A 13,528-nucleotide genomic window follows, 5' to 3' on the forward strand; every position below is an offset into this window, starting at 1 on the left:
CGCCCGCCATGCCCCCACCCCCACCCCCACCGCCGCGGCCACCCGAGCACCCCGACGGGCTCAGGGCCGTACTGGCCGGGCTCCTCGGCGGCCACGAGGACGGCCCCACGGCTGTCGAAATGGCCGATGTGGTGTGGCTGGCACGGCTGGCCGGACTGACGGCGGAAGACGGGGCCAACGAGGTGGACGGCGGCCCGGAGGAGCCGTCGCGGGCGGTCGCACCGGAACCGGACCCCGTACGGCCGGGCCCCGAACCGGCGGAGCGGGAGCGCGCACCGGACCCCGGACCCGGACCGCGCCGCCCACCGGCCGCGCCCGCCACCCCCTCCCCGCGCGTCGGCCTGCACTCGCTCACCAAGGCCGCGCCCGCGCCCGGCGGCCCCGCCGCGCATGTCGTGCGGGTCACCCAGCCGCCTGCGCTCAGCGGTTCCCTGGACCTCGCCCGCGCCCTGCGCCCGCTGCGCCAGTCCGTGCCCGCGCCGGGACCCGCGGTCCTCGACGAGGAGGCCACCGCCCAGGCGACCGGCGAGGCGGAGTATCTGCTGCCGGTCTGGCGGCCGGCGAGCGAACGCCGGTTCTCCGTCGACCTGTTGATCGACACCGGCGCCACGATGGCGGTCTGGCACCGCCTGGCCACCGAGCTGTGCACAGTGCTGGAGCGGCACGGCGCCTTCGCCGACGTACGGTGCTGGTCGCTGTCGACCGACGGCCCCGCGCCGCGCCTGTCCCCCTTCCGCCGCCGCAAGTCCGCCCGCCCGGCGGCCCCGGCGGGTCCCGCGGGCCCGCGCTGGAGCCGCGCCCTGGAGGACCCCACCGGCCGGACGCTGCTGCTCGTGCTCACCGACGGCGTCGGCCCCGCCTGGTACGGCGACGAGCTGCCCGAATTCCTGGCCCGCGCGGGCCGGGAACGCCCGGTGGCCGCGCTCCAGGTCCTGCCGCGCAGGCTGTGGCACCGCACCGCGCTGCGTACGGCGCCCGTCGAATTGCGGGTGCCCGACGCGGCGCGGCCGGTCGCCGAGGTACGGACGGCCGCCGCCGTGCCGGGCCTGCCGCGCGGCGCCCGCCCGCACGGCGTGCGCTGGCTGCCGGTGATGGAGGTGGACGGCGCCTGGCTGGCACCCTGGGCCGGTCTGGTCGCGGGCCGCGTGCCCGGCTGGTCCCCGATGCTGGCGGCGCCCGTACACGGCGCGCCCCGGCCCGCGCGCGCCGCCGCCCCCTCGGAGCCGCCGGGCCCCGCGGAGCGCGTCGCCCGCTTCCGTTCCGGCTGCTCCCCCGACGCCTTCCGCCTCGCCTGCCACCTCGCGGCGGCCCCGCTGAGCCTGCCCGTCATGCGGCTCGTCCAGCAGGCCACCGTCCCCGGCTCGGGCCAGACCGACCTCGCCGAACTCTTCCTCTCCGGCCTGATCGAGCGCCGCGGCCCGGCCCCCGATGACGCTGCCGCGCCCGCACCGCCCACCGACCCCGACGAGGTCGTCTACGACTTCGCCCCCGGCGTCCGCGACGCGCTGCTCGCCGAGCTGACCCGTACCGAATCCCTGCACGTCCTGGACGACGTCCTCGCGCGCGTCTCCGGCCGCGTCGCCGCGACCTTCGGCGGCACCCTGGACTTCCGGGCGCTGGCCTCCCTGGCCGTCGACGCCGCCTCGGCCCCGGCGGCGGCCCCCGAGAACGGCGCCTCCAGCCGGCTCCTGCCCGAACGCAGCCTCCCCTTCGCCGAGGTCGCCGCCGCCGTCCTCAGCGGCGCGGGCGGCCAGCACCGGGCGCTGGCACGGCAGTTGACGGCAGCGGCCGAGGGACGCGCCCTGGACGTGCTCGACGCCGGGCCGCACGAGGGGGCGGCAGCGACGCCGCACGCCTCCACCGTCCCGCACCCCGAACACCTCCTCCCCGTCCCGCCGGTCACCACCCCGCCCGATCCCGAGCGGATGATCGGCCGCGCCCCCGAACTGGACACCCTGAAAAGGACGTTGCGACCCTCCCCCGCCGACCGCACGGCGGACCGCGGCTGGAGCATGCCCTCGGTGGCCGTCGTCGTCGGCGCGAACGGGTCGGGCCGCACCCGCCTGGTGCAGGAGTACGTCCGCAAGTACGGGCCCCGGCACAGCTTCGTCCACCGGATCGATGCACGGACCCGGCAGAGCCTGCGCGAAGGGCTGACCGCGCTGGAGTCCGCGCTCACCCCGGACCGGGAGCACCGCTCCGCGCCCCCCACGGACCTGTGGGCACGCCTGGGCGCACACCGCGACTGGCTGCTGATCTTCGACCGGGTCCGGTCCTACGGCGAGGGCCTGCGCGAGGCGCTGGAGGGATGCCTTCCCCCGTACGGCCGGGGCTCCGTGCTGTTCACCGTGGCCTCCCTCGACGGCGTTCGCGACCCGTCGAGCCTGGGCACCGTCGTCACCCTCGGCGAGCTGACCCGCGCCGAGATCATGGACCACCTCACCGCGAACATCGAGCCCGACCTGCTGGCGCTGGACCGCTCCACCCCGAGCAGGCTCTACGAACTGGCCCAGCGCATGCCGACCAACCCCGGCGCGCTCCAGGCGATCGACGTACGGGCCGAGTTCGGCCGCCTGTTCGGCAGCCCCGACGAACCGGTCCTGCCGCTCTACGAGTGGGCCACCGCCAAGGGCGACCGGGGCCTCGCCGGATACGTCTGGGGCGGCAGCGTGTGGCTGATGGCGGCCGGTTACGGCCAGGGCGCGCACCTGTGGGACGCGGCCGGGAGCGCGGGCCCGGGCGTACCGCTGGAGGGCGGCCCCGACGCCGTGCAGACGCTCACCGTCTTCCCCGACGCCAACGGCCGTCCGCAGGCCGCCGTCGCGGGGATCGGCGGCGCCGTCTCCCTCTGGGACCTCCTTGCGGGCACACGGACGCGCACCCTCGTCGCCGGCCCGTCGTCCGGGGCGCACCTCCTGACGACCTTCACCGACGCGGACGGACGGCTCGTCCTGGTCACGGCGGGCCCTGACGTCGCCCTGCGCTGCTGGGACCCCGGGACCGGCACCGAATTCGGCTCGGCCCTCACCCCCCTGGTGGGCCGCGTCCGCGCCCTCACCTTCTTCACCGGCCCCGGCGCACGGCCGCTCTGCCTCCACGTGACCGGGGACCACCCGCCGGAGAACCGCACCGTCCACGTCAGGGACGCCGCCAGCGGCGAGGAGGTCGACAGCGACCTGCCCGCACGGCTCGGACAGGTGGAGGCGCTCACCACCGTCCACGTCCACGGCCGGCCCGACCTGGTCGCGGCGATCGACGCCGAGGGCACGGTCACGCTCTGGGACACCGCGTCCGCTCAGCCGGTCGGCACCGTCGCCACCGGGGACACCAGCCGTGTGGTGGCCGTCGCCGCCTTCAACGGCACTTACGGCAGGCCCCTGTTGGCCACGGCCTCGTCCTTCGGCCGCGCGCGGATCTGGGATGTGGCGTCGGTGACGGCGGGTTTCACGGCGCGGGAGGCGGCCGACGCCGGTCCGTTCTCCCCGGTGCTTCCCCTCGGCCCCGACCTGCTGCTCACTCTGTGGCTGCTGGACTTCCTCGACACCGGCGACGGCGTCACAGGAGCCACGGTGTCCGCGCTGTGGGCGTCGTGGCCGGAGGGACGCGGTCCGTCCTCCGAACTCCCCGTCGACACCGCACGGTTGGTGGAAGGCAATCTGGCCGAGGCCGACGGGACGGCGCTGCGACTGACCGAGTCGGCCCGTACCGCCGTGCGGGCCCGGGTGACCCGCCAGGACGCCGCGCGCTTCCGGCGCGCGCTGGTCGGGACCCTGTCCCGCTTCTACCCGGAGCCGACCCCCGATCCCGCGACCTGGGCCGCGTACGAAAGTGGGCCGCCGTTCGGCGAGTTGGTCGGGCGGGTCATGGATACCCGCGAGGACCAGGTGCTCCCCACCACCGACCCCATCCTCACGCTGCTGGTGAACTGGAGCCGGTATCAGCTGCTGCACGGCTCCGCGGCGGAGGCCGAACGGCTGGCCCTGATCGCGCTGGGCGACGACAGGCCCCTGTCGCGGTCGCTGTTCATCCCCAACGAGCGCCAGAGTTGGCGGATCATCTCCCTGCGGGCACGGATGGCGCGCGGCCTGGTGCGGCAGGCACTGGAGCGCTGCACCGAGATCGAGGCGGCTCCCGGTGCCGGGCGCGGTTCGCCTTCCGCGAAGGAGGAGGCCGCGCTGGCCAGAGCCGAACTCGCGCTGTGGTGTGGCTCGTTGGATTCGGCGAAGGAGGAATACCTGAGGCTGGAGCCGACGGTGTCTCACCGTGGTCGGCGCCTTGTCGGCCAGGGTCTCCTGAGGCACGGGTTCGTCACCGGCGACCTCAGCCGGGCGTCCCGGTCGTACGGCCGGTCGGCGGAGCCGTCGTCCTGGGCAGGTCGCAGGGACGACATGACGGCGGAACTCCTCGACAGCTGCCGGGACTCGTTCCTCGACGCCTCGATCGCGGCCGCCAGGGACGAAGTGTCATCGTCCGCCATCGGTGCCGCTGTGCCGCTGGCCGAGGAGGCACTCCTGCGGTTGCGCCTCGGCGCCGCCGACAGCGGCACCGAGGCCGACCTCGCGTCTCTCGCCACGGCCGCAACACGCGAGCACTTCGATCTGTACCTGGCCCTCACCGAATTGCTCGCGACAAGCCTCGCGCAGTACGCGTCCGGCTCGCAGTGGGCCGAGCGGGAACCGTACAGCGACGACCGGTGGTATCCGGCCATCACCCGGGCCCAACGGCACATCGATGCGATGCGGCCCTTCGTGGAGCGCGCGAACGTCGAACGGCCGCATCTCTACGCGCGGTTCAGGACGGCGGAGGGCCATGTGCTGCTGGCGGCCGGGGACGTCCAGGCGGCGGCGGTCCAACTGCTGCGCGCGCGCGACGCCACCGTGGACGTCTACGGCTCCCGGTGCCCGCTGCTGCCGCGCCTGGAACTGCTGCTGGCCCGCGCCCGTGAACTGGCGGGTGACCGGTCGCGGGCCGAGGGGCACCTGTCCGCCGCCGAGTCGCTGCTGGACAGCCTCTTCGCCGACCGCCCGCACCAGGACCGGGTGACCGCGCTGCGGGCCAAGTCCCTGCTGGCGAGGCGGCGTTCGGACGCGCGGGACGCCGAGCGGCAGGCGCAGAGCATGGCCGCGCGGCTGCTGGCCGACAACCGGCAGGGCTGACCGCGGGTCAGCGCCTCACGGCCCGGTCTTCAGCGCCAGCCACAGCTCCATCCGCACGTCCGGGTCGTCCAGCGAGCGGCCCAGGATTTCCTCGACGCGCCGCATGCGGTAGCGGAGCGTGTGGCGGTGGACGCCCAGGTCGGCGGCGGCGGCGTCCCATTGGCCGTGGTGGGAGAGCCAGGCGTGCAGGGAGGCGACGAGGTCGCCGCGGGAGGTGGCGTCGTGGTCGCGCAGTGGCCGCAGCAGACCTTCGGAGAAGGCGCGGACGGCGTCGTCGGCGAGGAGGGGCAGGACGGAGCCCGCGCCGACCTCGCCGTGCTCGACGAGGTTGCGGCCGCGGCGCAGGGCGACGGCGAGGGCGCGTTCGGCCTGGCGGTGGGCCTCGGGGACCTCGGCGGGGAGTACGGGCGCGGACAGTCCCGCGGCCAGCGCGTCCTCGGCCTCGGCGAGGTCGGCGGCGGTGGACAGGGCCATGGACTCCTCGGCGGCCAGCACGATCAGCCGGGGACCCTCGCGGACGGCGAGGAGGGCGTCGCCGGAGCGGGAGGCGACGGCCTCGGCGCGTTCGCCGAGGAGGGTGACGGCGTCGGCGCCCGCGGTGGCGTGGGCCTCGGCCGGTTCGGCGATGAGCACGCGGACCGGGTGGTCGAGAAGGGTGCCGTAGAGCTTGCCCGCGACGCTGCGGGCATGGCCGGGCTCCCCGGCGAGCAGCATCCGCAACAGGGCGGCGGCCAGGCGCTGTTCGGCGTCCTGGAGGGTGCGGGACTGTTCGAGGGAGAGGGTGAGCAGGGCGACGGCGGCGTGCACGACGTAGCGGGCGGCGGTGTCGAGGCGTTCCTCGGTGCCGACGGCGAGGAAGCCGCGGGGGCGGCGGCCGGTGCCCAGCGACTGGAGTTCGACGCGGTCCTCGCTGCCCGCGGGTCCCGCGACGGCGGCGCTGGCCGGGGCGGGCGTGTCGCGCAGCCGGTCGATCTCGCCCGCGAGCCGGGCCGCCCTGCGGCCCGCCCAGTCGGGGGCCGCGGCCAGGACGGCGCCTGAGGCGTCGTAGAGCGCGGCCCAGCCGTCGAGGTGCTGGGCGAGGCGGCTGAGGAGCGCGGCGGTGCCGTCGGGGGCGAGGGCGGCGCGGGTCAGTTCGCGCTGGGCCTCGAAGCCCGCCGTGACGGCCTTGTACTGGTCCGCGGCGACGGCCGCGGAGACCGCTTTGCTGATGGCGATGAACGGGGTCTTGCGCGGTACCTCGAACAGCGGCAGCCGGGCGGTCTCCGCCGCGGCCACCAGGGCGGGGGGCACGGCGTCGTGGCCGACCCCGACGCCGAAGCCGAGGCCGACGACTCCGGCCGCCGCCAGCCGCGTCACGTACGCGCGTATGTGCTCCGCGTCGTCCACGGGCAGTTTCAGGCCGGTGGTGAGCAGCAGTTCGCCGCCCTCCAGGTACGGTCCCGGGTCGTCCAGCTCGCTGGTGTGGACCCAGCGCACTTCGGTGTCCCCCAGCCGGTCGCCTCCGGCGAGGACGGTGAGCTTGAGGACCGAGTGGTGGGCGAGGGACGCGAGCGTGAGGGGCATAGGTGCCTGGTACGGGAGAAGGCCGATTTTTGGCCGACCGGGAGCGGTCGCCACCCCCAATTGTGCCGCACCGTCCAGCGCTGCCCTGACGCCAGCCGCCAATACCGGACACGCACGCCCCGCCGCCGCCCGACCCGACCGGGCCCGCACGCCCGGTCGCCGCCCGACCGGTACGGGCCCGCACGCCCTCGGCGCTACCCCCGCAGGTCCACCAGGACCGGCGGGGCGCTCTCCCCCGCGGTGGTCGTGAGCGAGACGACGGCCTGCCCGGCGGGCACGGTGTGGGCGAGGTCGGAGGCCGACCAGCGTTCGCGCTCGACCTCGCGGACGGTGACGGCGTCGGCGGTGACGACCCGGCCGGTGATCATCCGGCGTGCCACGCGGTTGACGCGCTGCGCCATGCCGCCCGATTGGTCGGCGCGGGTGACCTCGCGGGTCTCCACCCGCGTGGTGCCCCAGGACTCGGCGAAGAACTTGCCGTCCCACGGCGTGACCCCGGCCAGGGACATCCGGCAGCCCGCGGCGGCGACGAGCGGGCCGCGCAGGTGCTCGGGCACGTCGGCCAGGGTGCGCAGGCCGAGGACCATGCCCGCCGTGGTGGACGGCAGGGCCGCCAGCGCGCGGACGGTCTCCGCGGTGACGGCCTGGCCGATGTCGTCGACGATCAGGCAGACGAAGCGGGTCCAGGTGCGCTGGGCGCGGACGGCGGCGGTGAACTGGGCGAGCAGCAGCCGGACGAGGATCCGGGAGGCTTCGGCGTGGCCGCGTTCGGGCAGTTCGATCCGCACCCGGATGGGGTGGACGAGCGCTTCCATCGAGAACGGCCGGGCCCGGTCGGGGGCGCCGAAGGACCCGGCGAAGGCGGGCCGGTCGAGCAGCGCGATCCGGTTGGCGAGGTCGCCGCCGATGTCCCCGGTGCGGGCGGACTGCCGCTGCCTGGCGTCGAGTTCGCGCAGCAGCGCGGGCGCGCCCGCCGCGTCCACGGCGCGGCGCAGGTCCTCGTACGCCTCGGGGGCGCCGTCCAGCAGTTCGCGGAGCACCGGCACCGGGGGGAAACGGCCGTGCGCGGCGGCGTAGGGGCCGAGGAGCTGGCCGAGGGCGGCGACGGCGCGGCGCTGTTCGGCCTCGGGGCCGTCGACGAGGGCTTCGGCGAGCAGCCAGGCGGCCATGTCGGGGTCGGTGGTGCCGCCGTACAGGTCGAGGCTGTAGCGGGAGGCCGGGTCGCCGGGCGCGATGACGACGTCGTACGCCTCGTGCGGTCCGAGGTCGGTGTCCGCGCCGGCCACGACGACCACGGCGGCGGTGCCGGTGAGCGCCTGGAGGCAGAGCGACTCGGCCGCCGGGCGCATGACGCGGCGGGTCCTGTCGGCGCCGGGCGGGCCGACGACGAGCAGTCCCGTACCGAGCAGTGCGGGGTCGAGGGCCATGCCGGAGCCGCGGTACTGGAAGCCGTTGCGGTCGTCCTCGACGCCGCGGCCGATCCTGACCTGGCCGCCGAGCAGGTCGTGCGGGGCGGTGCGGGCGGGCAGGTCGCGCTCGCCCGACGGGTGGAGGCAGGCGCCGCCGCCGAGGCGCCGGACCTCGTCGGTGAACGCCAGGACCTCGCGGGGGCGCTGCCGGGTCTCGTCCCACGCGTGCCGGACGCGGACGCAGTCCACGTCGTTCATCCGGCCCAGGCCCACGTCCCGCGCCAGCCGGTCGGCCGCGTCGGAGCGCCCGGCCGCGCGCAGTTCCGGCCAGTCCGCGGGGGTCTCCCCGAAGGGGTCGGTGCCGGTGCGGGTGTACGAGGGGGCGGCGGGGCGCGTTCCCGCGGTGTCGTCGGGCTGCCAGCCGGGGATGCCGAACCAGCCGCCGAATGTGGCGCAGGGCCAGGCGATCAGCGCGGCGACGAGGGCGTAGATGGCGTAGGTGACCGCGGCGGCCCGGTTGGGGTTGCCGCCACCGCTTATCCACGAGTACGGGAAGAGGTCGAGCACCGTGTCGAGGAGGGGCACGTAGCCCGTCCAGCTCAGTTGCCACACCAGGGCGCCCGCGGCGAGCGCGAACCAGCCGCGGCGCGCGGGGGTGTTCAGGAAGCGGCGGGCCGCCTCGCCCCAGTTGCCGAGCCTGCCGGTGATCCAGACGATCACGGCGGCCGACAGCACGCTGTAGAGGTTCTGGGTGAAGACCTCGGGGCGGGACTGGTGGCCGCTGAAGGACCAGCTGTGCGGGGTCAGGATCTTGAGCGGGAACTGCCACCAGGGCAGGAAGCCGTTGTTGCGCAGGGACCAGATGAGGATTCCGGCGAGGAGGGCGAGTGCGGCGCGGCCGAGGACGCGGCCGTCGGGGACCCGGTCGGCTTCGTTGGGCACGTGTCCGTAGGCGTACACGCCGGGCGCGTCGGAGATCCGCGGGGTGCGCAGCCAGCGCTCGGTCTCGGACATCGGCGGTGCCTGTTTGGGCACGGGGGGCGCGGCGGCCGGGCGCGCCGGTGTCCCGGCGGGCCGGGGCGGCACCTCGGGCCGGTGGCCGTACCCGTGCGCGCCCTCGTGATCCATGGCATCCATGGTGCGTGCCCCTCGCCCCTCGTCGCCGACGATGCGCTCAATGTAGTCGAGCGGCTACCGCCGTAAAAGGATCTTGCCGGTGGCGGGCGGTGGCACGCCGCGGCGCGCGCACTGGCCGTTACGGCGAATCGTCGGTGGGCAGTGTTACCTATCGGCGTATGCGGGCGGGCCGGGACGCGGCCTAGCCTGCGGGAAGAGCTGAAAAGTCCGAAGAGATCCGAAGAGACACCGCACAGACACCGCCGCCCGGCTTGAGGAGAGCACCCGCCATGACCGCACTTCCGCAGGAACGCAAGCTGGTCACCAGCATTCCCGGCCCCAAGTCGCAGGAGCTGTCGGCGCGCAAGAGCGCCGCGGTCGCGAACGGGGTGGGGGTGACGCTGCCGGTGTACGTGACGCGCGCCGGGGGCGGCGTGGTGGAGGACGTGGACGGGAACCGGCTGATCGACTTCGGCTCCGGGATCGCGGTCACGTCGGTGGGCAACAGCGCGGAGGCCGTGGTGCGGCGGGCCACGGCGCAGCTCGCCGACTTCACGCACACCTGCTTCATGGTGACGCCGTACGAGGGGTACGTGGAGGTCGCCGAGGCGCTGAACGAGCTGACGCCCGGCAGCCACGCGAAGAAGACGGCGCTGTTCAACTCGGGCGCGGAGGCGGTGGAGAACGCGGTGAAGATCGCGCGTTCGTACACCAAGCGCCCGGCGGTCGTGGTGTTCGACCACGGCTATCACGGCCGGACGAATCTGACGATGGCGCTGACCGCGAAGAACATGCCGTACAAGGAGGGCTTCGGGCCGTTCGCGCCCGAGGTGTACCGGGTGCCGCTGGCGTACGGCTTCCGGTGGCTGACCGGGCCGGAGCACGCGGCGGAGGAGGCGGCGGCGCAGGCGATCGACATGATCACCAAGCAGATCGGCGCGGAGCACGTGGCGGCGATCGTGATCGAGCCGATCGCGGGCGAGGGCGGCTTCATCGAGCCCGCCAAGGGCTTCCTGCCGCGGATCGCGCAGTTCGCGAAGGACAACGGGATCGTGTTCGTCGCGGACGAGATCCAGACCGGCTTCTGCCGTACCGGTCAGTGGTTCGCGTGCGAGGACGAGGGCGTGGTGCCGGATCTGATCACGACGGCGAAGGGCATCGCGGGCGGTCTGCCGCTGGCGGCGGTGACCGGGCGCGCGGGGATCATGGACGCGGCGCACGCGGGCGGCCTCGGCGGCACCTACGGCGGCAACCCGGTGGCGTGCGCGGCGGCCCTGGGCGCGATCGAGACGATGAAGGAGCTGGACCTCGCGGCGAAGGCGCGGCGGATCGGCGAGGTCATGAAGGCGCGGCTGACCGCGCTCCAGGAGAAGTTCCCGGCGATCGGCGAGGTCCGCGGGCGCGGCGCGATGATCGCGGTGGAACTGGTCGAGCCGGGCACCACGACCCCGGACGCGGCGCTCACCGGCGCGATCGCCCGCGCGTGTCACAGTGCGGGCCTGGTTGTCCTCACTTGTGGCACCTACGGCAACGTGTTGCGTTTCCTCCCGCCGCTGGTTATCGGGGAGGATCTGCTCAACGAGGGCCTCGACATCATCGAGGGGGCCTTCGCCGGGGTGTGACCGGCGGTAAGGAATGGGGGGACGTGAAGAACGTGTGCGGGCCTGATGGCGGAGGGGTGATCCCTGGCCTTGTGGCCCTCCCGGTGACGTACGGTCTGAGCAGAACACCCCGCTCGGGGCGGTCTCCGAAGGAGATCATCACGGGCGACACCGCGCCGGTGTATCCCCAACACCGGCTCAGCAGTGCCCTCGCGCACGACACCGCCGGGACCGTAGGCCCCGGCACTCCTCGCCGATCGGTCGGCCGTTCGTCCCACACCCCCCGGGACGAGCGGCACGGCGGTCGCCCTGGCCGCCCCGGAACTCTCCCCCCTGTTCCGGGGCGGCTGACTTTTCTCCTGCTGCTGAGCGCCGTCGGCGCCGCCCTGTTCTCCCTGCTCACCTGGCAGGTCGAGACCGGCGGGCGGCTGGTCGGCCGCGACTGGACCGTACTCGGCTGGTTCCGGCGGGCGTCCGCCGCGCATCCGGGCGTGCACGGCACCGCGCAGGTCGTGAGCGACTTCGGTAACATCGAGGTCGCCGTGCCGGTCCTGCTCGTCGCGGTCGTGGCCGCCGCGGTGCTCGGGCGGCGGGCGGCCGTCGTCCGCTGGTGGCTGCCGCCGCTGGCCGCCTGCGTGGCCATGGCGCTGCTGCCGGTCGTGGTCGACACGGTCAAGTCCGCGGTGCACCGGCCCGCGCCCGGCCGCCTCCTGCCCCGGCTCGACGGCTACGGCTACTTCCCCTCCGGTCACGCCGCGACCTCCGCCGTCGCGTACGGCCTGGCCCTGCTGCTCCTGCTGCCGTACGTGCGCCGCCCCGCGGCCAGGACCGCGCTGACCGTTTTCACCCTCGCCCTCCAGGCGGCCGTGGGCGTCGCACTGGTGTGGTGCGACTACCACTGGCCGCTGGACGTGCTGGCGAGCTGGTTCCTGACGGTCACGCTGGTGGCGTGGGTGGCGGCGGCCGGGCTGTTCAGCCACGCGCCGGAAGCCGGCGAACCGGACGCCGACGGTTCGAGCGCCGACCGTCCGGGCGTCGGCGGACCGGACGCCGACGGTCCGGACGCCAACGGTCCGGACGCCGACGGTCCGGACGCCGACGGACCGACGGTCAGCTATTCGTCGGGAAGCCCAGATTGATGCCCCCGTGCGAAGGGTCGAGCCAGCGCTGCGTGACGGCCTTGCCGCGGGTGAAGAAGCGGACCCCGTCCTCGCCGTAGGCGTGGGTGTCGCCGAAGAGCGAGGACTTCCAGCCGCCGAAGGAGTAGTACGCGACCGGCACCGGGATCGGCACGTTGATGCCGACCATGCCGACCTCGACCTCGTGCTGGAAGCGCCGCGCGGCGCCGCCGTCGTTGGTGAACAGCGCGGTCCCGTTGCCGTACGGGTTGGCGTTGATCAGCGCCAGGCCCTCCTCGTACGAGGAGACGCGGACGACGGAGAGCACCGGGCCGAAGATCTCGTCGTCGTAGACGGACATGCCGGGCGTGACGCGGTCGAAGAGGGTGGGGCCGAGCCAGAAGCCGTCTGCGGTCTCCGCGCCCGAGATCGGGTGCTTGCGGCCGTCGACGGCCAGTTCCGCGCCGTCCGCGACGCCGGAGTCCAGATACGCGGTCACCTTGTCGCGGTGCACGCCGGTGACCAGCGGGCCCATCTCGGAGCTGGCGGCGCAGCCGGGTCCCACGGTCAGACCCGCGACGCGCTGCTTGATCCGCTCGACCAGGCCGTCGCCGACCGGGTCGACGGCGACCAGCACGGAGACCGCCATGCAGCGTTCGCCCGCGGCGCCGAAGCCCGCGTTGACGGCGGCGTCGGCGGCCAGGTCCAGGTCCGCGTCGGGCAGCACCAGCATGTGGTTCTTGGCGCCGCCGAGGGCCTGGACGCGCTTGCCGTGCCGGGTGCCGGTCTCGTACACGTAGCGGGCGATGGGGGTGGAGCCGACGAAGGAGACGGCCTTGATGTCGGGGTGTTCCAGCAGGCGGTCGACGGCGGGCTTGTCGCCGTGCACGACGTTGAAGACGCCGTCGGGCAGGCCCGCCTCCTGCCAGAGCCCTGCCATGAAGTTGGCGGCGGAGGGGTCCTTCTCCGACGGCTTGACGACGACGGTGTTGCCCGCGGCGATGGCCAGCGGGAAGAACCACATCGGCACCATGGCGGGGAAGTTGAACGGCGAGATGATCGCGACCGGGCCGAGCGGCTGGCGGATCGAGTAGACGTCGATGCCGGTGGACGCCTGCTCGGTGAAGCCGCCCTTGATCAGTTGCGGGATGCCGCACGCGTACTCCACGACCTCGATGCCGCGGGCGACCTCGCCGAGGGCGTCGGAGTGCACCTTGCCGTGCTCGGCGACGATGATCGAGGCCAGTTCGTCGCGGCGGGCGTTGAGCAGTTCGCGGAAGGCGAAGAGGACGCCGGTGCGCTTGGCGATCGAGGTGTGCCGCCACTGCTGGAACGCGTCGAGGGCGGCGTCGACCGCCGCGTCCACGACGTCGGCGGACGCGAGGTCCACCTGCCCGGTGATCGCGCCGGTCGCCGGGTCGTACACGTCTGCGTGCCGTTCCGCGCCGCCGGTCCAGCCCTTGCCTGCGATCCAGTGGGTGATGTGCTTGGTCGTCACGGGCTGACCCTTCCGTCGTTGTCTCATGTCAGTCTCCCCAGGCCGGGGAGGTGGTCACAAGCACCGC

The 13,528-nt window shown here is 74.5% G+C and carries 6 protein-coding genes; 3 read left to right on the forward strand and 3 right to left on the reverse strand.

Annotated features, from left to right (window positions below; genetic code table 11):
• Window positions 1-8: 8 nt before the first annotated feature.
• Window positions 9-5,156, forward strand: coding sequence for an SAV_2336 N-terminal domain-related protein (locus tag ACZ37P_RS23110; RefSeq protein ID WP_467348415.1), 5,148 nt, complete (start codon window positions 9-11; stop codon window positions 5,154-5,156).
• A 15-nt stretch (window positions 5,157-5,171) separates the two neighbouring features.
• Here the strand turns inward: ACZ37P_RS23110 and ACZ37P_RS23115 are convergent, their stop codons facing one another.
• Together ACZ37P_RS23115 and ACZ37P_RS23120 are read right to left on the reverse strand one after the other, a co-directional pair.
• Window positions 5,172-6,719 carry a helix-turn-helix domain-containing protein gene (locus tag ACZ37P_RS23115; protein ID WP_355346565.1) on the reverse strand — a complete coding sequence of 516 codons (1,548 nt, stop codon included), beginning with the start codon at window positions 6,717-6,719 and terminating at the stop codon, window positions 5,172-5,174.
• 194 nt (window positions 6,720-6,913) lie between these two features.
• Complete coding sequence (locus ACZ37P_RS23120; RefSeq protein WP_467348417.1) at window positions 6,914-9,265, reverse strand: type IV secretory system conjugative DNA transfer family protein; 2,352 nt, start codon at window positions 9,263-9,265, stop codon at window positions 6,914-6,916.
• A gap of 269 nt (window positions 9,266-9,534) precedes the next feature.
• Here ACZ37P_RS23120 and gabT point away from each other — a divergent pair, with 269 nt between their 5' ends.
• Window positions 9,535-10,866 (forward strand): 4-aminobutyrate--2-oxoglutarate transaminase, encoded by a 1,332-nt coding sequence (gene gabT, locus ACZ37P_RS23125; RefSeq protein ID WP_391050326.1) that lies wholly within the window; start codon window positions 9,535-9,537, stop codon window positions 10,864-10,866.
• Between the two features lie 158 nt (window positions 10,867-11,024).
• Window positions 11,025-11,984: a phosphatase PAP2 family protein gene (locus ACZ37P_RS23130; protein ID WP_467348419.1), complete on the forward strand. Its 960-nt coding sequence runs from the start codon at window positions 11,025-11,027 to the stop codon at window positions 11,982-11,984.
• Here the strand turns inward: ACZ37P_RS23130 and ACZ37P_RS23135 are convergent.
• Window positions 11,956-13,488 (reverse strand): CoA-acylating methylmalonate-semialdehyde dehydrogenase, encoded by a 1,533-nt coding sequence (locus ACZ37P_RS23135; RefSeq protein WP_391050328.1) that lies wholly within the window; start codon window positions 13,486-13,488, stop codon window positions 11,956-11,958. The two genes, ACZ37P_RS23130 and ACZ37P_RS23135, sit on opposite strands and share 29 nt — an antisense overlap.
• Window positions 13,489-13,528: the final 40 nt, after the last annotated feature.

The sequence above is a fragment of the Streptomyces sp. NPDC024632 genome (genome assembly GCF_055559175.1).

Excerpts from the sequence above, each read along its gene's own strand:
- ACZ37P_RS23110 (WP_467348415.1), top strand. The coding sequence starts at position 9 with ATGCCCCCACCCCCACCCCCACCGCCGCGGCCACCCGAGCACCCCGAC.
- ACZ37P_RS23115 (WP_355346565.1), bottom strand. The coding sequence starts at position 6,719 with ATGCCCCTCACGCTCGCGTCCCTCGCCCACCACTCGGTCCTCAAGCTC.
- ACZ37P_RS23120 (WP_467348417.1), bottom strand. The coding sequence starts at position 9,265 with ATGGATGCCATGGATCACGAGGGCGCGCACGGGTACGGCCACCGGCCC.
- gabT (WP_391050326.1), top strand. The coding sequence starts at position 9,535 with ATGACCGCACTTCCGCAGGAACGCAAGCTGGTCACCAGCATTCCCGGC.
- ACZ37P_RS23135 (WP_391050328.1), bottom strand. The coding sequence starts at position 13,488 with ATGAGACAACGACGGAAGGGTCAGCCCGTGACGACCAAGCACATCACC.